Origin of the sequence: Streptomyces sp. NPDC127197, assembly GCF_042672405.1 — a bacterium.
Lineage (GTDB): Bacteria > Actinomycetota > Actinomycetes > Streptomycetales > Streptomycetaceae > Streptomyces > Streptomyces flavusporus.
In genome coordinates, this window is sequence record NZ_JBHXVG010000011.1 from 61,296 (window position 1) to 81,154 (window position 19,859).

23 protein-coding genes are annotated in these 19,859 nt (G+C 71.3%); 5 read left to right on the top strand and 18 right to left on the bottom strand.

From position 1 onward, the window contains the following. Positions 1–21: 21 nt before the first annotated feature. On the bottom strand, positions 22–222 hold the full coding sequence (locus ACFVJQ_RS19125) for a hypothetical protein (protein WP_385513466.1): 201 nt from the start codon (positions 220–222) through the stop codon (positions 22–24). A 780-nt stretch (positions 223–1,002) separates the two neighbouring features. On the opposite strand from ACFVJQ_RS19125, the gene ACFVJQ_RS19130 reads away from it, so the two are divergent. Then, positions 1,003–1,542, top strand: coding sequence for a YbaK/EbsC family protein (locus ACFVJQ_RS19130; protein WP_385785225.1), 540 nt, complete (start codon positions 1,003–1,005; stop codon positions 1,540–1,542). Continuing rightward, the gene (locus ACFVJQ_RS19135) at positions 1,539–2,378 is read left to right on the top strand and encodes an EamA family transporter (RefSeq protein WP_385785227.1); all 840 of its coding nucleotides are present in this window, start codon (positions 1,539–1,541) and stop codon (positions 2,376–2,378) included. The genes ACFVJQ_RS19130 and ACFVJQ_RS19135 overlap by 4 nt, the downstream gene beginning before the upstream one ends. A 78-nt stretch (positions 2,379–2,456) precedes the next feature. On the opposite strand, the gene ACFVJQ_RS19140 is transcribed toward ACFVJQ_RS19135, so the two are convergent. Next, positions 2,457–3,953 carry a metallophosphoesterase gene (locus ACFVJQ_RS19140; protein WP_385785230.1) on the bottom strand — a complete coding sequence of 499 codons (1,497 nt, stop codon included), beginning with the start codon at positions 3,951–3,953 and terminating at the stop codon, positions 2,457–2,459. A 138-nt stretch (positions 3,954–4,091) separates the two neighbouring features. Here ACFVJQ_RS19140 and ACFVJQ_RS19145 point away from each other — a divergent pair, with 138 nt between their 5' ends. Both ACFVJQ_RS19145 and ACFVJQ_RS19150 read left to right on the top strand, forming a co-directional pair. Beyond that, the gene (locus ACFVJQ_RS19145) at positions 4,092–4,367 is read left to right on the top strand and encodes a DUF1876 domain-containing protein (protein WP_385513470.1); all 276 of its coding nucleotides are present in this window, start codon (positions 4,092–4,094) and stop codon (positions 4,365–4,367) included. Between the two features lie 152 nt (positions 4,368–4,519). Continuing rightward, positions 4,520–5,062 (top strand): hypothetical protein, encoded by a 543-nt coding sequence (locus tag ACFVJQ_RS19150; protein ID WP_385513471.1) that lies wholly within the window; start codon positions 4,520–4,522, stop codon positions 5,060–5,062. A 14-nt stretch (positions 5,063–5,076) separates the two neighbouring features. On the opposite strand, the gene ACFVJQ_RS19155 is transcribed toward ACFVJQ_RS19150, so the two are convergent. The 6 genes from ACFVJQ_RS19155 to ACFVJQ_RS19180 all read right to left on the bottom strand — a co-directional run bounded on the left by ACFVJQ_RS19155 (position 5,077) and on the right by ACFVJQ_RS19180 (position 10,036). Beyond that, positions 5,077–6,237 (bottom strand): serine hydrolase domain-containing protein, encoded by a 1,161-nt coding sequence (locus ACFVJQ_RS19155; protein WP_385785534.1) that lies wholly within the window; start codon positions 6,235–6,237, stop codon positions 5,077–5,079. A gap of 85 nt (positions 6,238–6,322) precedes the next feature. Further along, on the bottom strand, positions 6,323–6,793 hold the full coding sequence (locus tag ACFVJQ_RS19160) for an organic hydroperoxide resistance protein (RefSeq protein ID WP_385513472.1): 471 nt from the start codon (positions 6,791–6,793) through the stop codon (positions 6,323–6,325). 149 nt (positions 6,794–6,942) lie between these two features. Continuing rightward, positions 6,943–7,404, bottom strand: coding sequence for a MarR family winged helix-turn-helix transcriptional regulator (locus ACFVJQ_RS19165; protein WP_385513473.1), 462 nt, complete (start codon positions 7,402–7,404; stop codon positions 6,943–6,945). Positions 7,405–7,450: 46 nt separating this feature from the next. Next, positions 7,451–8,224, bottom strand: coding sequence for an energy-coupling factor ABC transporter ATP-binding protein (locus ACFVJQ_RS19170; protein ID WP_385785235.1), 774 nt, complete (start codon positions 8,222–8,224; stop codon positions 7,451–7,453). Then, the gene (cbiQ, locus tag ACFVJQ_RS19175; protein WP_385785238.1) at positions 8,212–8,973 is read right to left on the bottom strand and encodes a cobalt ECF transporter T component CbiQ; all 762 of its coding nucleotides are present in this window, start codon (positions 8,971–8,973) and stop codon (positions 8,212–8,214) included. The genes ACFVJQ_RS19170 and cbiQ overlap by 13 nt, the downstream gene beginning before the upstream one ends. A 1-nt stretch (position 8,974) precedes the next feature. After that, positions 8,975–10,036 carry an energy-coupling factor ABC transporter permease gene (locus ACFVJQ_RS19180; protein WP_385785241.1) on the bottom strand — a complete coding sequence of 354 codons (1,062 nt, stop codon included), beginning with the start codon at positions 10,034–10,036 and terminating at the stop codon, positions 8,975–8,977. A gap of 179 nt (positions 10,037–10,215) precedes the next feature. Here ACFVJQ_RS19180 and ACFVJQ_RS19185 point away from each other — a divergent pair, with 179 nt between their 5' ends. Continuing rightward, positions 10,216–10,575 (top strand): SsgA family sporulation/cell division regulator, encoded by a 360-nt coding sequence (locus ACFVJQ_RS19185; RefSeq protein WP_385785244.1) that lies wholly within the window; start codon positions 10,216–10,218, stop codon positions 10,573–10,575. Between the two features lie 136 nt (positions 10,576–10,711). On the opposite strand, the gene ACFVJQ_RS19190 is transcribed toward ACFVJQ_RS19185, so the two are convergent. From ACFVJQ_RS19190 to ACFVJQ_RS19235, 10 genes are all read right to left on the bottom strand, one after another. Next, positions 10,712–12,385 carry a penicillin-binding transpeptidase domain-containing protein gene (locus ACFVJQ_RS19190; RefSeq protein WP_385513478.1) on the bottom strand — a complete coding sequence of 558 codons (1,674 nt, stop codon included), beginning with the start codon at positions 12,383–12,385 and terminating at the stop codon, positions 10,712–10,714. A 149-nt stretch (positions 12,386–12,534) separates the two neighbouring features. Beyond that, entirely contained in the window at positions 12,535–14,163 is a 1,629-nt protein-coding gene (locus ACFVJQ_RS19195) for a penicillin-binding transpeptidase domain-containing protein (RefSeq protein WP_385513479.1), read from the bottom strand. 238 nt (positions 14,164–14,401) lie between these two features. Continuing rightward, positions 14,402–15,667 carry a tyrosine-type recombinase/integrase gene (locus ACFVJQ_RS19200; RefSeq protein ID WP_385785248.1) on the bottom strand — a complete coding sequence of 422 codons (1,266 nt, stop codon included), beginning with the start codon at positions 15,665–15,667 and terminating at the stop codon, positions 14,402–14,404. An 87-nt stretch (positions 15,668–15,754) separates the two neighbouring features. After that, the gene (locus ACFVJQ_RS19205; protein WP_385785251.1) at positions 15,755–16,000 is read right to left on the bottom strand and encodes a helix-turn-helix domain-containing protein; all 246 of its coding nucleotides are present in this window, start codon (positions 15,998–16,000) and stop codon (positions 15,755–15,757) included. Positions 16,001–16,167: 167 nt separating this feature from the next. After that, positions 16,168–17,418 carry a DUF3631 domain-containing protein gene (locus ACFVJQ_RS19210; RefSeq protein ID WP_385785254.1) on the bottom strand — a complete coding sequence of 417 codons (1,251 nt, stop codon included), beginning with the start codon at positions 17,416–17,418 and terminating at the stop codon, positions 16,168–16,170. Continuing rightward, positions 17,415–17,597 carry a hypothetical protein gene (locus ACFVJQ_RS19215; protein ID WP_385785257.1) on the bottom strand — a complete coding sequence of 61 codons (183 nt, stop codon included), beginning with the start codon at positions 17,595–17,597 and terminating at the stop codon, positions 17,415–17,417. The genes ACFVJQ_RS19210 and ACFVJQ_RS19215 overlap by 4 nt, the downstream gene beginning before the upstream one ends. Positions 17,598–17,785: 188 nt before the next feature. Further along, positions 17,786–18,700: a bifunctional DNA primase/polymerase gene (locus ACFVJQ_RS19220; RefSeq protein ID WP_385785260.1), complete on the bottom strand. Its 915-nt coding sequence runs from the start codon at positions 18,698–18,700 to the stop codon at positions 17,786–17,788. Between the two features lie 86 nt (positions 18,701–18,786). Continuing rightward, positions 18,787–19,221 carry a single-stranded DNA-binding protein gene (gene ssb / locus ACFVJQ_RS19225; protein WP_385785263.1) on the bottom strand — a complete coding sequence of 145 codons (435 nt, stop codon included), beginning with the start codon at positions 19,219–19,221 and terminating at the stop codon, positions 18,787–18,789. A 4-nt stretch (positions 19,222–19,225) separates the two neighbouring features. Next, positions 19,226–19,396, bottom strand: a complete 171-nt coding sequence (locus tag ACFVJQ_RS19230; protein WP_385785266.1) for a hypothetical protein — start codon at positions 19,394–19,396, stop codon at positions 19,226–19,228. Between the two features lie 14 nt (positions 19,397–19,410). Beyond that, positions 19,411–19,713, bottom strand: a complete 303-nt coding sequence (locus ACFVJQ_RS19235; protein ID WP_385261971.1) for a hypothetical protein — start codon at positions 19,711–19,713, stop codon at positions 19,411–19,413. Positions 19,714–19,859 lie beyond the last annotated feature (146 nt).

Here is a 19,859-nt window from a genome sequence, read left to right on the forward strand (position 1 = left end):
TCCGTGGGGACGGGGCTGCCCTCACCGGCTTCCTTCATGCCCCGATTCCCGCACGCCCAGCTCGGCCCAGACCGTCTTGCCCGGCTGGAGCACCTGGGCCGACTTCCTGACGTACGTCGCGACGTGACTGTCGGGGCCGCTCGCTTCTTGGCCAGTGTCGTGCTTCCGCGAGGCGAGTAAAGGGCGCTGCGCGTCGCCTTCGGCGATGGCCCTGCGGGCCACCCTTGACTCGCCTCGCTCCAGCACGGGTGAGAAGCGAGCGAGCGGCCCGGAAAGGCGGGTGGCCGAGGCAGGCGGTCACCTCCGTCGGCTGCGGGGCTGGCCGGGGTTGGCGGGCGCGGCAGCGGGGTGGCGGCACGCCGGGTGGGCTCAGCTGCTTGCGGGCGGTGGGTAGTTGGCGAAGGCCGGGTCGGTGGCATCGGCAGGTCACGGAAGTCACACCAGCCTCAAGGATCGCACCCGGCAGGTAATTGGCCGATTTGGCTCACCGCAGGCAGTCTCCACCTGGGCTTTCTCCCCTGCTGGGTGAGCCAAATCGGCCAATTGCTGATCCAGCACCCGGCATCGGAGCCCCGGAGGAACTGGCTACCAGTCAGAGACCCCGGATGTTGCCCCCGCCCGCTGTCCGCTTGCCGCTGAGCCCACCCGGCGTGCATGTGAGGCGCTGACGCGCCCCCAACCCCGGCCAACCCCCCCAGCCCACCCGCATGGTCGGCCGACCTGGGGCACCCGCCTTTCCGGGCCGCTCGCTCGCTTCTCACCCGTGCTGGAGCGCCCTTTACTCGGCTCGTGGAAGCACGACACTGACAAAGAAGCGGGCGGCCCCGACGGTGACTCCTCCGACTGGCGTCACCTGCGACGACCCCGTGTGCTGATCAGCGGGTAGGAGTTGACGGCGAACGCCGGGTCCCTCAGGAGGGCGTAGAAGCGGGTCAGTTCCTCGTCCGTGACACCGTCCGCGCGCAGGGCGCTCGCCCAGCGAGCCGCTGGTAACCCGGTCGCATGTGCCGTACACGGAACGCTAGCGTGCCGTTCATGACCACTTCGGATGCCGGAACCTCAGGAGCCCATCCCCGTTTCGCCGAGGCCCTCGACGCGCTGGGGCTCCGTGAACTGCACGGTCGTGTCCGCCGGTTCCCGGACGCGACCCGTACCGCCGCCGAGGCCGCCGCCGCGATCGGGTGCGAGTTGAGCCAGATCTGCAAGTCGCTGGTCTTCGCGGCGGACGGGGTCCCGGTGCTCGTCCTCATGGACGGGGCGTCCCGCGTCGACGTGGAGCTCGTGCGGCGGGAGCTCGGCGCCGAGAAAGTCACGCGGGCCAAGGCGGACGTCGTACGCGAGACGACGGGGTATGCCATCGGGGGCGTACCGCCGTTCGGGCACCGGACGGCGACGCGGGTGCTCGCCGACCGGTCGCTGCTCGACCACGACGTGGTGTGGGCCGCCGCCGGGACGCCGTACACCGTGTTCCCGATGGAACCCAAGGCCCTGATCGCCCACGCAGGCGGCACCCTGGTGGACGTGCGCGAGCGGGCTGCGTGACGCCGCTGGTCACGGCGGCCGTGCTGCTGGCCGCCGTTGCCCACGCGAGCTGGAACGCGATCGCCCACCGCATCACCGACAAGCTGGTCGGGTTCGCGCTCATCTCGGGCGGAGGCCTGGTCATCGGGCTCGCGCTCGTGCCGTTCGTGGCCTTCCCGGCCGGGCGGGCGTGGCCGTATCTCTTCGCCTCTGCCGCCATCCACATCGCCTATTACGCGCTGCTGATGACGTCGTTCCGGCTCGGCGACTTCGGGCAGGCGTATCCGATCGCGCGCGGCAGTGCGCCGCTGGCCGTCACCGTGCTCGCCGCCGTCTTCGCACACGAGGTGCCGGACGGCTGGGTCGTCGCCGGTATCGCGCTGAGCTGCACGGGACTCACCGGCGCCGCGCTGTGGGGGCTGCGCGGGCGGCGGCCGGACTGGGCGGCGATCGGGGCGGCGCTGGCGACCGGGCTGTCGATCGCGGCGTACACGGTGGTGGACGGGCTGGGCGTGCGGGCGTCTGGCTCGTCCCTCGGGTACATCGCGTGGCTCATGGCGGTGCAGGGGATGGTGATACCGGCGTACGCCGTGTACCGCTGGCGTACACAGACGCCCGCGCGCCTGCGGCCGTTCCTCGGGCTCGGGCTGCTGGGCGCGGGGCTCTCCGTGGGGGCGTATGCGCTGATCCTGTGGGCGCAGACCCGCGCGGAACTCGCGCCCATCTCCGCCCTGCGCGAGTCGTCGGTCATCGTGGGCGCGGCCATCGGGGCAGTGGTGTTCAAGGAGCGGTTCGGTACGCCGCGGATCGTGGCCGCCGGGCTGCTGGTGGCCGGAATCGGGTTGATGCTGCGGTGAGTTGAGGTACGGCGTGGTCGCGGGCGGCCCGGCTGCGGGCGCCCGGATCGGGCTCGTGCCGCCGTGACCCGGATCGGCTCACGCCGCCGTGAGCTGCCCCGTTGCCGGATCCCGGGGGGCCGGGCGGGTGATGCCGGACAGGTCGTGGGCGCGGACGCTGTTGCGTTCGGTGACCGAGCGGCCGAGGGCGTAGTGCGGCCACAACCCGCCCGCCACCCGGCGGCTGCGTTCGGCCCAGGCGCGCGCGGGGGCGTCGCGGGGCGTGTAGTGGTTGAGGGCGTAGCCGCCGGTATGGAGCCGGAGCAGGCTGAAGCCGCCCGGGTAGTCCTTCACGGCGCTGACCTCCTGGAAGGTGACGTGCGGGGCCTGCGGCAGCACCGTGCGTTTGTTGCGGTGGGTGTGGCCGGCGTGGTGGAGGAAGACGCCGCGCGCGTCGGCGTACGCGGTGAGGATCGCGCGTGCCTCGCGCCGGGACAGGCGCTGGCCCGCGCTCACCGGGAAGAGCGAGTCCCGCACGGTCAGCGGGTGGTGGCCGAAGACGAGCGTCGGCTGTTCCCTCGCCTCCCGCAGTCGCGTCCGCAGCCATGACAGCTGTTCCGCGCCCATCCCGCCCGCGTCGGCGCCGGTGCCCGCCTTCGCGTAGGTGTCGAGGCCGATGATGCGAAGGCCGCCCAGGTCATGGGCGAAGTAGGGGAGGCCGGGGAAGCCCGTCCGGAACGCGTCGCCGTCGGGTCCGGCGCGGTCGTGGTTGCCGCGTACGACGAAGTAGTCGCGGCCGAGGGCACCGAAACCGTCCAGGATGCGGCGGGCCGTGGCCAGGTCGCGGGCCGCGCCGCCGGCCGATATGTCCCCGGCGGCCAGCAGGAGGTGCGCACCGCGGCGCCGTGCCTCCGTCACCACCGCCCGCGTCGTGATCTCCGGGTACGGCGCTCGGCCCGGGGCTTGGGAGACCCCGCGCAGCAGGGGCAGGCCGGCCACCAGACCGGCCGTGGTCTCGCCGAGGTGCAGGTCGTTGCAGAGGGCCAGGGAGAGCAGGTGGCGGCCGGGTGGGGGCTGGGGAGTGGTGAAGGAGTAGGGGCCGCCGGGGGAGCCGAGGCCGTGCCGGGAGGTGCCGACCGCGTTGCCGCCGGTCAGGTGGAGCGGGGTGGGTGTGGCGGCGACGCCCCGGGAACGGGCCTGGTAGTAGTACGTCTGGCCGGGCTCCAGGCCGGTGAGCTCGACGTGATGGTGGGCGGTGGGGCGGTCCTCGCCCGCGACCCGGTTCAGTCGCGCGGGATGGGTGCCGTACACCACCTCGCCCTCGGTGATCGCCGGCACCATCCGGCCGAGGCTGTCGTCGGTGCCGGGCACGCCGGTGAACCAGGTGAGGACGGCGTGGTCCTCGGTGAGGGTGACCAGTTCCAGGTGGACGGCGGTGACGACGTCGGCGTGCCGGGCGGGGGCCGGGGTGCGCAGGCCGTGCAGGAGGACGGGGGAGAGCAACGCGGCGGAGCGCAGGACGTGGTGGGGAGCGGGGAGCGCAGACAGGGCGGACAGAGCGGAGAGGCAGCAGCGCATGCCGTCTTCGTGCCCCACGGCAGTGAACGGCGGCCGTGGTCACGGCGGCGGCCTCGGGTCCGTAACGCGACAAGTGCGACGGGAACGCGACAACTCAGGCATCGAAGGAGCACCCTGGAAGCAACCCTGGAAACACGGGTTCCGGAGGAGATCGTCATGATGCACACCGCTGTGGGATGGCATGTCGAGCTGGAGTTCCAGGAAGACGACACGCACACGAAGGCAGCCGCGTTGGTGCGTTTGCCCGACGGGAGCGAGGTTCGGGCCCACGGGCACGCCAGCCGGCACCACACCGACCCTAATCAGCCGAGGGTCGGCGAGGAGATCGCCGGGGCGCGGGCGCTCAACGAGCTCGCGATGCAGCTGCTCACCAAGGCGCACGGCGAGATCGACGCGGTGTCCGGGCGGACGTCGCACCCGATCCACGTCTGATCGCCGTACGTCCTAGTCGTACGTCCTATCCGCGTACGTCCTGGCCGTACGCACAACCGGAGGTGGCCGTCAGGTCGCCCGACCGGGGGAAAGGCCTGGTCAAACGGGTCCAGGGCGGTTCACTGGAGGCGACGACGCGGCACGATCGGCGCATGACGCAACAGCCTCTGAGCCGACGCCGTGCGCTCGGCACCGTCGCCGCCACCAGTCTGGCCGCCCTGTTCACCGCCGGTGCCCCCCGGGCGGCGGCCGCCACGAGCCGGCCGGCGCCCCTTGCCGGCGGGACCTACACCATCGCCAAGAACCCCGGGCAGCTCCTCACCGCCCAGGGCGTCGACGAACCCCTCGTCATCCTGCCGCCCGGTGCGGCGCCGGGCGCCCAGGAGTGGGAGGTGGTGCGGCTCACCCACGGCAACATCGCCCTGCGCAACATCCGGCAGAACACCTACGTGGGCCATCAGGGCACGTTCCGGCCGCACCGGTTCGCCGTGACGACGAGCACTCCGTACGAGTGGGGGCTGAGCCCGGCGCCGCGCACGGGTAAGGGCTTCCTCGCCTTCCACCTCCAGGCTCCCGACAGCGAACTGGTCCTCGACCGGAGCCCGTTGGCGGTCTACCCGCCCCGCGTCGACCTTCAGCTCCCCCGGAAGGGCGACATGCGTCAGGCGTGGCAGTTCCGGGCCGTCACGAAGTGACCCACCCGTGGTCGCTACGCGATCGCCTGGCGTACCGCGCGTACCAGTGCCTGGGCTCTCGGGTCCGCCGTGACGCTCTTGCGGAAGCCGTTCGTGACATAGCCGAAGGCGATGCCGGCCTCCGGGTCGGCGAAACCGAGGGCGCCGCCGCGGCCCGGGTGGCCGAAGGAGGCCGGGGAGAGCAGCGGGGAGGCGGCGCCGTCCAGCATGTAGCCGAGGCCGAAGCGGGTGGTGACGACGAGGGTGCGGTCGGGGCCCGCGGACTGCTCGGCCCGGGCGAGTTCGGCCGTCTCCGGGGTGAAAAGACGCTGCCCGCCGTCCACGTCGCCGATCAGCGAGGCGTAGAAGCGGGACAGGCCCTCCGCCGTGCCGATGCCGTTGGAGGCGGGGAGGGCGGCGGCGCGGTAGGCGGCGTCGTTCTCGTCGGGCAGGGGCGTGATCGCGGCGAAGGCGCGCCGGGTGAGGGACGCGGGGTCGGCGTAGGCGTCGGCCACGGCTCGCTTGGGGCGCGTCTTCAGTGCGCCGGCCGTCTCCGGGGGCGCCACCTGCCCGACGCGTCCGACCCGGGCGGCCCGGTCCGCGGGGAGCCCGAGCCACAGGTCGGCGCCGACCGGGCCCGCGATCTCGTCCGCGATCCACTCACCGACCTCACGCCCGGTGACCCGCCGCATCAGCTCGCCGACCAGCCAGCTGTACGTCTGCGCGTGGTACCCGTGGTCCGCTCCCGGCTCCCACACCGGCGTCTGCGCGGCGACCGCCGCGGCGCCGAGGTCCGGGTCGGCCGCCTCCGACGGGGTCAGCGGACGGTCCAGGACCGGCACCCCCGCGCGATGCGTGAGCAGATGCCGTACGAGGGTCCGCTCCTTGCCGGCCGCCTTGTACTCCGGCCACCACTCGCCGACCGGCGCGTCCAGGTCCAGCTCGCCGCGCTGGTGCAGCAGCAGGAGTGCGGCGGCGGCGACGCCCTTGGTCGCCGAGCGCACGATCTGTGCAGTGCCCTGCTCCCACGGCTCACTGCCGTCGACGTCCTTCGTGCCGCCCCACAGGTCGACGACCTTGTGCCCGTCGCGGTGGACGACCACGGCCGCGCCGCGGTCGCCGAGCGCCTCGAAGTTCCGTACGAACGCTGCCCTGACCGGCTCGAAGCCCTCGGCAACCGTGCCGTGCACATCCACGTCCGTACTCCGTTCACTCACGCCTGTGACGGTGGGTGCAGCGCGGACGTACAGCCGGCGATTCCTTGGTTCCGGGTGGTTTTCGTCACCCCAGCAGAATCGTGACGTCGATGTTGCCGCGGGTCGCGTTCGAGTACGGGCAGACCTCGTGGGCCGCGTCGACCAGCTTCGTGGCGATGTCCGGGTCGAGGACCGGCAGGGAGACGCTGAGCGCGACCGCGAGGCCGTAGCCGCGCTGCTTGTTGGGGCCGATGCCGACCTTCGCGGCGACCGCGGAACCCGTCAGGTCGTAGCCCGCCCGACGGCCGACCAGGACCAGCGCGTTGTGGAAGCAGGAGCTGTAGCCGGCCGCGAACAGCTGCTCCGGGTTGGTGCCGTTGCCGTCGCCGCCGAGCTCCGGAGGCATCGCCACCTTCAGTTCGATCTGGCCGTCCTGACTGGTGACATAGCCGTCCCGGCCGCCGTGCGCGGTGGCCTCGGCGACATACATGATCTTCGTCGGGCGGGTGTCGAGGACGGTGTCGACGGCGGTGTCGACAGCGGTGTCTTCGGTCACGGCAGGACCTCCCCCAGAGCGGACACAACGGCAGACAGCACAGCGATGTGCAAGTACATCGTGCACAAGGTACTGGCGGGTAGGGCTTGTTGGGCTACTGGGGGGTAGTGACCGGAGGTAACACCGTGCGCGGTGCGCTGTGCGCGTCGTCAGCGGGCGCTCTCGGCCGCCGCCCCCGCCCGTTGTGCGAGCTGCCACAACTCCTCGCGCAACCGTGCGACTTCCGCCGCGCCGAGCCCCGTCGTCGCAAGCAGCGCGCCCGGCACGCGCGCCGCACGCTCCCTCAGTTCCTCCGCGCGCCCCGTGCAGGCAACCAGCACCGAGCGCTCGTCGTGCGCCGCGCGCTCCCGGCGTACGAGCCCCGCCGCCGCAAGCCGCTTGAGCAGCGGCGACACCGTGCCGTAGTCGAGCCGGAGCGCCGCCGCCAGCTCCTTGACCGTGGTCTCGCCGCGCTCCCACAGGACGAGCAGCACGAGGTACTGCGGGTAGGTCAGACCGAGCTCGTCGAGGAGCGGGCGGTATGCGGCCGTCACCGCGCGCTGGGCGGCGTACAGCGCGAAGCACAGCTGCTCGTCCAGCAGCAGCGACCCGGCGTCCTCGTGTTCCGTCACGCGCCCATTGTCACGGACGCCGGGGAACGGCGGTCACGGAAACGCGTCACGCGGGCCCCGACCCGGCCGGCACCGACCGCGGGTCGAAGCCGAAGGGCAGCTCCAGACGGTGCGCCCGCATGAGCTCGTCGTCGCCGAGCAGGTCGCCGGTCGGACCGTCGGCGGCGATGACACCGTCGCTCAGGATCAGCGAGCGCGGGCACAACTCGAGGGCGTACGGCAGGTCGTGGGTGACCATGAGCACGGTCACGTCCAGGGAGCGCAGGATGTCGGCCAGTTCGCGACGGGAGGCCGGGTCGAGGTTGGAGGACGGCTCGTCCAGGACGAGGATCTCCGGTTCCATGGCCAGCACGGTCGCGACGGCCACCCGGCGCCGCTGCCCGAAGGACAGATGGTGCGGGGGCCGGTCCTGGAAGCCGGCCATCCCCACCTGTTCCAGCGCCCGCTGCACGCGCGCCTGGAGTTCCGCCCCCGTCAGCCCGGCCGCGGCCGGCCCGAAGGCGACGTCCTCGCGGACGGTCGGCATGAAGAGCTGGTCGTCGGGGTCCTGGAAGACGATGCCGACGCGGCGCCGGATCTCGGCCATGTTCTTCCTGTCGACGGGCAGCCCGGCCACCCGCACCGAGCCCGTGCCGCCGCTCAGGATGCCGTTGAGGTGCAGCACCAGCGTGGTCTTGCCGGCACCGTTCGGCCCGAGCAGCGCGACCCGTTCGCCGCGTTCGACCCGGAAGTCCACGCCGAAGAGGGCCTGGTGGCCGTCGGGGTAGGCGAAGGCGAGGCCCGAGACCTCCAGCGAGGCAGAAGCAGTCACAACACCCATCCCAGCAGACAGACGACAAGAGCGGCACACGGCAGCGCGAGGGCGTACGACCACTGCGCCCGGGACGCGGTCACCTCGTCGATCACCGGCATCACACCGGCGTAGCCACGGCTGACCATCGCGAGATGCACGCGCTCACCGCGCTCGTAGGAGCGGATGAAAAGGGCCCCGGCGGACTTCGCCAGCACCCCCCAGTGCCGTATGCCGCGCGCCTCGAAGCCCCGTGACTCCCGCGCGATGCGCATCCGCCGCATCTCGTCGGTGATGAGATCGCCGTACCGGATCATGAAGGACGCGATCTGCACCAGCAGCGGCGGCAGCTTCAGCCGCTGCAGGCCCAGCAGCAGCTCCCGCAGTTCGGTGGTGGAGGCCAGCAGCACGGACGCGGCGACGCCCAGCGTGCCCTTGGCGAGCACGTTCCAGGCGCCCCACAGTCCGCTGACGCTCAGCGACATGCCCAGCACCTCGGTGCGCTCGCCCTCCGCGACGAACGGCAGGAGCACGGCGAACGCGACGAACGGCACCTCGATCAGCAGCCGTTTGAGCAGAAAACCGGCGGGCACGCGCGCGACGGCGGCGACGACGCCCAGCAGCACGGCGTACGCCCCGAACGCCCACATCGCCTCCCGCGGTGTGGACACCACGACCACGACGAAGGCGAAGGTGGCGGCGAGCTTGGTGTGCGGCGGCAGGGCGTGCACGAGTGATGACCCCGACCGGTAGAGCTTGTGGGCGTGGCCCGCACCCATGTCAGACGCCCGTGTTCGTGGGCGAGGCGGGCGACACGTCGGTTCCCTCGTCGTTGCGCCGGCGGCGCACCGCCCAGAAGATGCCGCTGCCCGCGACGACGGTGACGCCGACGCCGATCACACCGGCGAGGCCGCCGGACAGACGGGCGTTGTCGACGTCCTTGACGCCGTAGTCGGCGAGCGGGGAGTCGGCGATGTCGTGTTCCTCGGCGGACTCGGCGAAGCCCTTGTCCTCGGCGACCTTCTCCAGGCCGTCGGGGCTGGCGGAGGCGTAGAAGCTGACGAAACCGGCGAGGACGAGGGAGGTGACGAGGCCCGCGAGCCAGACCTTGCGGTGAGACCGCGCGGCGACCGCGACCGGCTCCGCGGCGGGCGCGTCGACGAGCTCGCCGCCGACCCGCAGCTTCAGCGGCCGGCGCAGGTCACGGGCGCCGTACACGAGGTCCGGCCGGACGGCGACGACGGCGCCGACGGTGAGCGCGGTGATCGCGGCCTCGCCGATGCCGATGAGGATATGGACGCCGACCATGGCGGTGGTGACCTTGCCGATGGAGACGTCGGTGGTGCCGCCGACCGCGTAGAACAGGGTGAAGGCGAGGGCGGCGGTCGGCACCGACACCAGCGCGGCGACGAAGGAGGCCGCGGTGACCGAGCGCCGGCTGCGCGGCAGCACCTTCACCAGGCCGCGGAAGACGACGTAGGCGACGACGACGCCGACGATCGCCATGTCGGTGATGTTCACGCCCAGTGCGGTCAGGCCGCCGTCCGCGAAGAGGACGCCCTGCATCAGCAGGACGACGGATATGCACAGGACGCCGGTGTAGGGGCCGACGAGTATCGCGGCGAGGGCGCCGCCCAGCAGATGTCCGCTGGTCCCGGCTGCGACCGGGAAGTTCAGCATCTGCACCGCGAAGATGAACGCCGCCACGAGACCGGCCAGCGGCGCGGTGCGCTCGTCGAGCTCGCGGCGCGCGCCGCGCAGGCTGACGGCGACGGCGCCCGCGGCGACGACTCCGGCCACGGCGGAGGTGGGGGCGTTGATGAATCCGTCAGGTACATGCACCGTTCGATGATAGTGGCTTAATGCGAATGCCTTGCAAGAGCGAGTCAGTCTCCTGTTGTTCCATGCGCATGCATGGGAGATCGCCCGTCCGGCGAGCGTAATCCCGAAAATATGGGACATTGGAGTGGAAGCGGATTCACAGCTTCCGCACAGCTCACGCAGGGTGAAGGGGCCGTCCGATGTCTGTAGTCGAACAGTACGCACGAGCCCAGATCGTCACGGACGAGGACGTCCAGGTACTCGAGGAGAAGGGAGCGGTTCCGGTCGTTCTGCGCTATGACCCCGATATCGACCCGCGCGCGGTCCGCATACGTCTGCCCGGCCCGCACGAGTGGTCCTTCTCCCGGTCCCTGCTCGAACAGGGCCTGCGCGCACCGGCCGGCTCCGGCGAGGTACGGGTGTGGCCGTGCGGGCGGGTGCAGGCCGTGGTCGAGTTCCACTCCGCGCAGGGCACGGCGGTCGTGCAGTTCGAGACGAAGACCCTGATCCGCTTCCTGCGCCGGACGTACATGGCGGCCGCGACACCGGTCCACAGCTGAGCGGGTCGGGCGAAGTGCCCTGAAGGGGCGCGGGGCTGTATCGATGTGCGGCTCCGCCGCGTGGGCGCGACCAGCCACGATGGCGCCGCAGACGACCGACGGCCCATGCCGGCACTCCCAGCGGAGCGCTTGCGCGTCAGCCGCCCTTCTTCAGCAGCGCCGCCACGATCGGCCCCGCCGTCTCCCCGCCGTGCCCGGCCGACTGGACGACACCCGCGGCGGCCAGGTCGCCCCGGTACGCGGTGAACCAGCCGTTGGGCTTCTTCTGACCGTCGACCTCGGCGGAGCCGGTCTTCGCACCGACGTCACCGGTGACTCCCGCCATCGCCTCCGCCGCCGTACCGTACGCCGCCGTGTAGGCCATCAGCTCCCGCAGCTGCGACAGCGCGGACGCGGACAGCGTGCGCGACGCCGTGGCCAGCTTGCGCCCGTCCACCGACGGGGCGACCAGGTACGGCTGGTGGAAGACGCCCGACTTGATCGTCGCCGACACCGACGCCATGTTCAGCGGGTTCATCCGCACCCCGCCCTGGCCGATGAGCGACGCCGCCATCTGGGCGTCGGACTGCACCGGCACGGCGCCGTCGAAGGTCGGTACGCCGACTGACCAGTTGTTCTGCGACAGACCGAACACCTGCTGCGCCTGCTTGGTCAGATCGTCGTCGGACAGCTCGGGCGCCTGGCTGATGAACGCCGTGTTGCAGGACCGCGCGAAGCTCGCCTTGAACGTCCCGTCCTTGATCTGGAACTTGTCGTCGTTCTGGAACTTCCAGCCCCCGTACGAGAAGTACTTGGGGCACGGATGCTGCTTGTCCGCGGACGCCAGCCCCTTCTCGATCAGCAGCGACGACGTGATGACCTTCATCGTCGAACCGGGCGCCAGCGAGCCCTGGAAGGCGGTGTTGAAGCCGCGGGAGGCGTTCGCGACCGCCAGGATCTCGCCCGTCGAGGGCCGCAGCACGACCACCGACGCCCGCGCCTTCGAGGCGACCTGGTCCTCCGCCGCCGCCTGCATCGACGGGCTGAGCGTCGTCTTCACCTTGCCCGGCGTGCCCTCGCTCAGCTCCAGCAGCGTCTTGTCGGACAGCTCCTTGGCCTGGGAGGCCTTCCCGCGGACCACCTGGAGCTCGACGCCCGCCTTGCCGCCCGCCGTCTTGCCGTACTTCTCGCGCAGCCCGTCCAGCACCGGCCCCAGCGACGGGTACTCCTTCGCCGTCAGCTCCCCGCCGTCCCGGTCCAGCGCCGTCACCGGCGGCGTCCCGGACTCGCCGGTCACGAGCCGGTCTCCGTCACGCAGGTCGGGGTGCACGACGGACGGCTCCCAGGCGACGATCGGCGTGCCGTCCGAGTCCTGTCGTACGACCTTCAGTGAACTCTCGTACGACAGCGGCTTGCTGACCCCCTTGTACGACACCGTGCCCTTCACGGTGAACGGGAGCCGGTCGCCCGTGCGGGTACCGGGGGTGAGCGTGACGTCCTCGAGGTGGGCGTCCTTGGCGTAGGCGGTCAGCAGGGTCTTCGCCGCGGTGGCGTCGTCCGTGGCAGCCGCCGCCTGTGTCACCTGGCCCTGCTGCCAGGCCGTGAGGAACTCCCGGGCGGCGGTGGTGACCTCGGTGGCCGACAGCGGGCCGGTCTTCACGGACTTCTTCCCGCCGGCGGAGGCCGCCGACGTGCCGTCCTCGGCCGCGGCCCCGCCACCGAACAGCGCGTAGGCGCCGATCCCGGCACCGCCGACGACCACGGCGATCATCCCGCCGATGACGGCGGGCTTCGTCTTCCGTCGCTCGGCGACGCGCCTTCTCTTGCCCACTGCTTCCCGATCCTCCGCGCATTCCCGGGTCACGCCGCCCGCATGGCCGGCTACGACCCGTGCGGCCGTACCGGCCTCGTAGCACTCACAGTCCCCAACGACGGCCCCACCCTAGAGTCCCGTCCTGTGTGGGGGACATGTGGGTGACATCAGCCACCCGCCCGCAGGACGGCCGCCACGATCGGACCGGCCGCGTCACCGCCGCGACCGCCCTGCTGGGCCATGGCCGCCGCCGCAACGTCGTTGCGATAGCCAGTGAACCAGCTGTTGGCCTTGGCCTGCCCGTCCACCTCCGCCGAACCGGTCTTCGCCCCGATGTCGCCGCCCAGCCGGGACATCACGCCGGCCGCGGTGCCGCTGGTGGCGGTGCGGTTCATCATGGCGCGCAGCTGGGCGACGGTGTCGTCCGACAGGCCCTGCGCCCGGGCCAGTTCACGGCCGTCGAGGCGCTGTGGCACGATCACCGGCTGCCGGAACGTGCCCGTCATCGCCGTCGACGTCACCGAGGCCATGTTCAGCGGGCTCATCTGGACCTGGCCCTGGCCGATCATGTTGGCCGCGGTGTCCGGGCCGCCGGAGGCGGGGACCGAGCCGTCGAAGGAGGGGATGCCGACCTGCCAGTCGTCGCGGCCGAGCCCGAAGCGGTCCTGCGCCTCCTTGGTCAGGGAGTCCACCTTCACCTCGTCCGCGAACTTGATGAAGGCCGTGTTGCAGGAGCGGGCGAAGCTCTCGGAGAGGGTCGCGTTCTCGTTGGGCGTCATGCCGGTGAGGTTGTGGAAGGTCTGGCTCTGCCATACCGCCGAGTCGGGACAGGGCGCCGGACCGTTCATGGAGGTGAGGCCGTTGTCGATGAGGGTCGCCGCGCTGACTATCTTCATCGTGGAGCCGGGTGCCACCTGGCCGAGGAACGCCGCGTTCCAGCCGTCCGTGCGGTTGTTGGCGACCGCCAGCACCTCGCCGGTGCTCGGTTTGACGGCGACCACGGACGACTCGTCGTACTGCTTGACCGCCTTTTCGGCCGCCGCCTGCGCGCTCGCGCTGAGCGTCGTCGGCAGTTTGCCCGGCTTGCCCTCGGACAGGGTCAGCAGCGAGGTGTCGGCCGCCTCGCCCGCCGTGTGCCGGACGGCGAGTTCGACGCCGGGGGTGCCGCCGGCCTTGTCGCCGTAGCGGGCGCGCAGCTCGTCCAGGATCGGACCCAGCGAGGGGTACTTCTCCTTCGTCAGGACGGTGCCGTCGCGGTCGACCGCCTCGATGGGCGGGTTCGCCGCCTCCTCGGTGACGAGGGTGTCGCCGTCCTTCAGGGCGGGATGGACGACGGACGGCTTCCAGTCGACCAGCGCCCGCCCGGTGGTGACCCCGCGGACGACGGTGAGGCGGCTGTCGTACGCGAGCGGCTTGGACTTCCCGCCGTACGACACCGTCGCCTTCACCGAGAAGGGGACCGTACGGCCGGTCGCCTCACCGGGCGTGATCTTCACTGCGGTGATGTGCGCGTCCTGCCCGAAGGACGTCAGCAGCGGCTCGGCCTCGGCCTCGTTGTTCGTGTACGACGCCGCCTTCACGCCATGCGCCTTCTCCCACGCGGCGAAGAACGCGCGCGTCGTCTCCTCGACCTCCGCACTGCTGGGCGGCCCGGTCTTGACGGCCTCCTCACCGGCCGAGCCGGCTGAGCCGTCACCGTTCAGCGCGGACACGAGGTTGAAGGCGCCGTACCCGGCCCCTCCCACCATCACGGCGAACACACTGCCGACGACGGCAGCCTTGACCCCCTTGCGCACGATGCGCCCCCTCCCCGTTCTCGATCTCCGCACTCTAAGGGGGACCTGTGAACGACGGGGCGGGTGTTTCTCAGATTGTTAGACCCGTCATCAGACCCAGGTGTCCAGCCACATCCGTGAACGCCAGTCGTCGATCGGAATCGCGGTGCCGGTGTACAGGGGCCAGAAGTAGACGAAGTCTGCGCGGTGGGGCCCGGCGGGGCCCCGACCAGCGCGTTTGTCTCCGGCCCGGGCCGGATTAGGCGGCCTGGGCCGTCTCTGGGCCGTGATCTTGAGGATTCGACGCCAGATAGAGGCTGTCGACGGCCTTCCGTGTGCGTCCCTCACTGCTCGGCATGAGGTGCGTGTAGGTCCGGAGTGTGAACCCCGGGTCGGCGTGACCGAGGTACGAACTCAGGGCCCGGATGCTCTCGCCCGCGTCCAGCAGCACGGACGCGTAGAAGTGCCTGAGCGCGTGCATGCCGTCTTCGGGAGCCGACGCGTACCGCTCACCCGGCTCCCGCGCCGGGATGATGCCTGCGGCAGCGAGAGCGGGCTTCCAATGGTGGTCGTTGAAGTTGCTCACACGGACGTGCCGTCCCTCGACTCCGCTGAAGATGAGCTGCTTCGTCACTGGGGGACCATCGGGCGTGCGCCACGGCAGAGTCACGTAGATCGGCTCGAACTCCTTCGAGTGGTCCCGGAGCGCGGTGGCCACTGCCTTGGGCAGCGGCACGTCCCGGACCTTGCCACCCTTCGGCAGGGCGAAGACGTACTTGCCCCGGATGCGCTTGAGCTGATGGCCCACGGTCAGCCATCCGCCCTCGTAGTCGAGTTCCTCGACGGCCAGACCGAAGATCTCACCCTGCCGCAGTCCGCAACCCGCCCCGATGTCCACGGCGGCCTGGTAGCGCTGGGGAAGGGCGGCGCGTACGCCGAAGACCTGCTTTGCCGTCCACGGCTCGACACGCGGCTTGCCCGGTTTCGGGAGCTTCACCGTACGAGCGCGGCAAGGGTTCTTGCTCAGTAGCCCGTCCTCGACGGCCGCGCTCAGCGCTGCAGAGACGGTACCGACGATGATGCGGCGATGCGACTCCGCCGGCACGGTGGCTTCCAGGTCGGCGATCCAGGCGCGGATGTGCTCCGGCTTGAACGAGCCGAGCGGGCGCGAGCCGATGTGGGGGTAGGCGTGCAGCCGCAGACGACGCTCCGCAGCCTCACGGCTGTTGATCTCGCCGGTGTGCGTCTTGACCCAGCGTTCCGCGTACTGCCGGAACGTCGTTCGAGCGGCGCGTGGGTCGACGTACTGACCGCGCGACATGTCCGCTTCGATCTGCGCGAGCCACTGCTTCGCCAGCCGCAGTTCCTTGTCGCGGAACGACTTGCTCTTTTCGGTGCCGTCCGGGCCGACGTACCGGGCGCGGTACCGCAGGCCGGTTCCGTGGCGGTCGGTCTTGACCTTGACGGGCTTTCTGTCAGGGCCGGTAACGGTCTTGAACCATCGGTCTTGGATGTGGCCAGCCATGTAAGGCGTAGTCCCTTCTGGCATGGGAAGGGGAGGGCCACGGTGTGACCCTCCCCGGGGAGTTGGGTGGTGCGGTGTGTGGCCGCGCTATGCGGCGTCGATGTCGGCGTTCTTGCGTTGGGTGACGTAGGAGCGCACGTCGGCGGGGTCGTAGCGGAGGTGCTTGCCGATGCGGAAGCCGGGCGGGCCGGTCCGCTTCTTGCGCCACTGGTAGACGGTTTCGAGGGGCACCTCGAACATCTCGGCGATGTCGTCGGGGGTGAGATACCGGTCCGGGAGGCCACCCCGAAGGGTTTCGCGCGGGTCGGCATGAGTAGGTGAGGGCGTGCTCATCGAATGCCCTTCATTGCGCATGTCGTCGTGGGGCCTCTGGAGAATCCGCAACATCCGCCACGCCGCAACATTGCAGGTCAGCGGCTTGAATCTGTTGCGGATGCCGGTTGTGTTGCGGATAGGTGCCGCCGCGCGGGGGCGCGGCGGCACGGTGAGGCGGGGGGTGGTCAGCCTGCGATGCGCAGTGGGCGTGTGTCGGCTTCCGCGAACATGTGGCGGTTCTCGGCAGGGGCTTCCGCCACGGATTCACCCACGCTGACCTGCGATGTTGCGGACGTTGCGGATGTTGCGGACTTCTCGGGGGGCGGGGGGCAGTAGCGGGCCCAGGCGTCAGCCAAGTCGTCCGCGTAATAGCCCTTCGGGGTCCCGCTGCCGACCCGGATACCCCGGGGCCGGATCGGGGTGTTGTCGGGACGGACGTACTGGCTCAGGAGCTTGGACAGGCCGCGGGCCGTGAGCGGCTTGCCGTCGTCGTTCAGGTCAGCCCAGGGCGCGTCATCAAGCCCGTGGAGGACTTCGAGGATGGCGGCGGTGGGCATGCGGTCGGCACCGCAGAACACGCGGTCGCGCAGGTCGGTCAGCAGACGCACCCCGAGGGAGGCTTCGTCGCCGTCTTGGGCGGCCTTGATGAGTTCGACGCAGGCGGCGCGGGCCCGCTCGGGCCAGTGCCCGCCGGCCGCGTCGGCGACCGCAAGGAGCGGTTCCCACACGTCGGCGGGCCGGTCGGAGACTCCCTCGGGCATCTCCGGCCACGCTTCGGCGACCTGGTCGTGCACGGTGGCGGCCCACTCGGCGAGCCGGTCACGCAGGGCGTGGCCCTGCTTTTCGTGGACGCGCCGCCGGTACGGTTCGGCCTTCTCGTTGGGGGCCTTCTTGCGCATCCGGATGATGACCGAACGGGTCAGGATCGTGTCCGGCAGCGAGCCGAGACCGGCCACGGCGACCGCGCAGAACGAGGAAAACCACTCCGTGCTCTGGTTCGAGCCGTCCCCGACGCAGCGCAGGGACTTAGCGCCGCGCCGGTACCCGGAGTTGAGGAACCCGCGGACCTCTTCGTTGCCCCCGGCCTTGGGACCGAACACGGTGTCGATCTCGTCGAAGAGCAGGGTCGGGGTTCCCCCGTCGGCCTCCACCAGCCGGAAGAGCGCGTTGGCGGAGGCGTTGACCGTGGTGGCCGCGCGCGGGGTGAGAGTCTCCACGATCTCCAGGGCGCGGGACTTGCCCGATCCCGGTTCCGGGGAGAGGAACGCGAGGCGGGCGGTGCCGTCGAACGCGTCGATGAGGTGCGCGTGCGCGTCCCACAGGGTGACGGCGACGTATGCGGCCTCGGTGGGGAAGACGTTGAATCGGCGGTGGAACGCTTCGACCTCGTCCAGCAGTGCGGCGCCGTCGATGGCGGGTGGGTTGGTGCTGGTCATGCGGCGTTCCTCCCTTCCTGGGTGGTGCGGAGCGGGCAGTGGTCGCGGTGGGCTTCGTGGTCGGCGATCAGGGCGTGCACCTTGCGGTGGCCGATGGCGCTGCGGTCCCGGCCGCACAGACACACCGATGTGGCGGTGGGGGTGGCGCCGCGGGGCGCGCGGATGTGGAGCCAGGCCACGGGGAAACGCCCGTCGCCCCGGGGCGGGGCGCTGGGGTGCTGGTTGGGTGGAAGGGCTGAAAGGACGCCCTGACGGGCGGCCTTTCCTCGGCCGCACCCCTCAGCCGGGCCTACCGCGCCGGTGGCGGAGTCCGGCCGATCGGCCGTGTCCGGTGGGCATTTGGGCTGCGGGCTGGGCGGGTTGTGGCTCATGCCGTCTCCCGGGCGCGGCAGGTGCGGGCGGAGTAGGCCAGCGCGTCGCGGATCGTGGCGCGGCACTCGGCCGCCGGCAGTCCGGCCGCCTCACCGGCCGCCCCAAATGCCTCCTCGACCACGTCTTGGGCGATCTCGCCCCAGACGACAAAGCGTCCGATGGCGATCGTGCGGGTGAGCAGGAGGTGATGGCGTTGCCCCTCCGGCGCCTTGCTGACCCGTGCGGTCTCCCGCTCCAGTGCCACCGTGGCCCGGCGGGTGGCCCCACCCGGGATCAGCAGCGGGGCGGGCGCCGCGGCCGGTGTGGGCGCGGGCCGGAGGCGGTGCAGCAGCCACGCGGGCAGCACCGCCACGGGCACGTTGTCGGCCACCTCGTACGCCCCGGACTCGGTGACGCTGCCCGCGGCGACGATGTTGCCGCCCCACGCGCGGGTGTCGACGTTCGGCGCCACGGTCTTGGCCGTGCAGGGCAGATGCACGCCGGGCGGGGCGGTGAAGTACAGGTGCATGCCGCCGGAGGGCGTCCGCACCGTGTAGGTGGTCGGCCAGGGCACTCCGGCGCGCTCGCAGAGCGCCGAAAAGGTCGTCGCGCCGCAAGGCGCGTCCGAACTGCCCTTCCCGCTTTTCTGCTTGGGCACGTCCAGGTCGACGACGACCAGGCCGGAGGGCCCGGTGGCAATGCCGACGTTGAACGCGCCCGCGGACCATGCCCGGCGGATGCGGTCGGGGTCGGTGGTGGCCCGCTGTTCCCACTTCACGTGGCCGCCAGCGCACTCACCGGTGTGGGGGCAGGCGTGTTCGCCGTGCAGGGCGGATGCCTTGCTCCCGGGCCGGAGCGGATGGACGTGCCAGCCGCGCGCGGCGGCTTCCAGCGCTGCGGACAGCAGCGCGTGGGGGTTGGGTTGGGGCATGCTGGAGGTTCTCCTGTTCTGTGGTCAGGACAAGGGAGCCGGGGCGGCCACGGACTTTGGCGAGACGGTGGCCGCCCCGGGCCGACCTAGAACGGGGGCTTGGCGGCGTTGCCGTCGGTGGCCCACGGGTCATCGGACGGGGTGCCGCCGTTGGTGCGCTTGCCGTTGATCGTGACCGTGGTGAAGCGCAGGGAGGCGCCGATCTCGTCGACCTCGACGGCGAGCATGGAGCGGTTCTCGCCCTCCGGGGTCTTCCAGTCGTGCTGACGGATCCGGCCGGACAGCACCACCCGCGAGCCCTTCGTCAGGGAGTCGGCCACGTGCTCCGCGAGCGCGCGCCAGGCGGCGCAGCGGAAGAACGTGGACGTGCCGTCCTTCCACTGGTTGGACTCGCGGTCGAAGGTGCGCGGGGTGGAGGCGACGGTGAACTTGGCCAGGGCCTGGCCGGAGTCGGTGACCTTCACCTCCGGGTCGGCGGTCAGATTGCCGATGATGGTGATCGGGGTCTCTCCGAACGACATGGGATCACTCGCTTTCGGGTGTGGTGGGCCGGTGGTCGGCGGTGATGTACAGGCGGGTGCGCTTGCCGTCGCGGGTGGGGTACTGGCGTGCCGGGCCGATGTCGAACGCGGCGGCCAGGGCCTGGCGGATGCGATCGGCGTCCTCCGGCGCGCAGATGACGCGGATCTTGAACACGGCTCCTCCTGGGCTCACTTGGAGCGAGCCAGTTTGAGGGTGATGCCGCCGACGCCGATGGGTCCGGCGGCGCCGGCGATGACGGTGGCGGTGTGCGCGGCGACGTCCAGCAGCCAGCACAGGGCGGCGACCACGCCCCACGTGCCGAGCGCGGCGGCACCGGCGATCGCGAACGGCAGCAGCAGGCGCCGCCAGGGGACGCCGGCGGTGGCGTCGTGGACGACGAAGACGACCGGCTGTCCGGTGGCTTCGGCGCGGCGCCAGTCGTCGGCGGGGATGTGCGGGGCGATGATCCCCGGCGGATCGCGGTGCGTCATCGGGGCTCCCTCGGGTAGGCCGCGGGCCCGCGTCAGGAGGTGGCGCGGGCCCGCGGAGGTGATGGGTTGTGGTGGTGCTGGCTTGTCGCGTTGCTTGTCGTCTTCCTTGTCGTGGGGCTTGTCGCTTGTCTTGTCTTGTCGCTTGT

Coding starts and splice junctions, on each gene's coding strand:
- ACFVJQ_RS19170 (WP_385785235.1), bottom strand. CDS start 8,224: ATGGGTGTTGTGACTGCTTCTGCCTCGCTGGAGGTCTCGGGCCTCGCC.
- ACFVJQ_RS19210 (WP_385785254.1), bottom strand. CDS start 17,418: ATGACCAGCACCAACCCACCCGCCATCGACGGCGCCGCACTGCTGGAC.
- ACFVJQ_RS19235 (WP_385261971.1), bottom strand. CDS start 19,713: ATGACGCACCGCGATCCGCCGGGGATCATCGCCCCGCACATCCCCGCC.
- ssb (WP_385785263.1), bottom strand. CDS start 19,221: ATGTCGTTCGGAGAGACCCCGATCACCATCATCGGCAATCTGACCGCC.
- ACFVJQ_RS19150 (WP_385513471.1), top strand. CDS start 4,520: ATGACGCAACAGCCTCTGAGCCGACGCCGTGCGCTCGGCACCGTCGCC.
- ACFVJQ_RS19130 (WP_385785225.1), top strand. CDS start 1,003: ATGTGCCGTACACGGAACGCTAGCGTGCCGTTCATGACCACTTCGGAT.
- ACFVJQ_RS19145 (WP_385513470.1), top strand. CDS start 4,092: ATGATGCACACCGCTGTGGGATGGCATGTCGAGCTGGAGTTCCAGGAA.
- ACFVJQ_RS19205 (WP_385785251.1), bottom strand. CDS start 16,000: ATGAGCACGCCCTCACCTACTCATGCCGACCCGCGCGAAACCCTTCGG.
- ACFVJQ_RS19220 (WP_385785260.1), bottom strand. CDS start 18,700: ATGCCCCAACCCAACCCCCACGCGCTGCTGTCCGCAGCGCTGGAAGCC.
- cbiQ (WP_385785238.1), bottom strand. CDS start 8,973: ATGGGTGCGGGCCACGCCCACAAGCTCTACCGGTCGGGGTCATCACTC.
- ACFVJQ_RS19200 (WP_385785248.1), bottom strand. CDS start 15,667: ATGGCTGGCCACATCCAAGACCGATGGTTCAAGACCGTTACCGGCCCT.
- ACFVJQ_RS19185 (WP_385785244.1), top strand. CDS start 10,216: ATGTCTGTAGTCGAACAGTACGCACGAGCCCAGATCGTCACGGACGAG.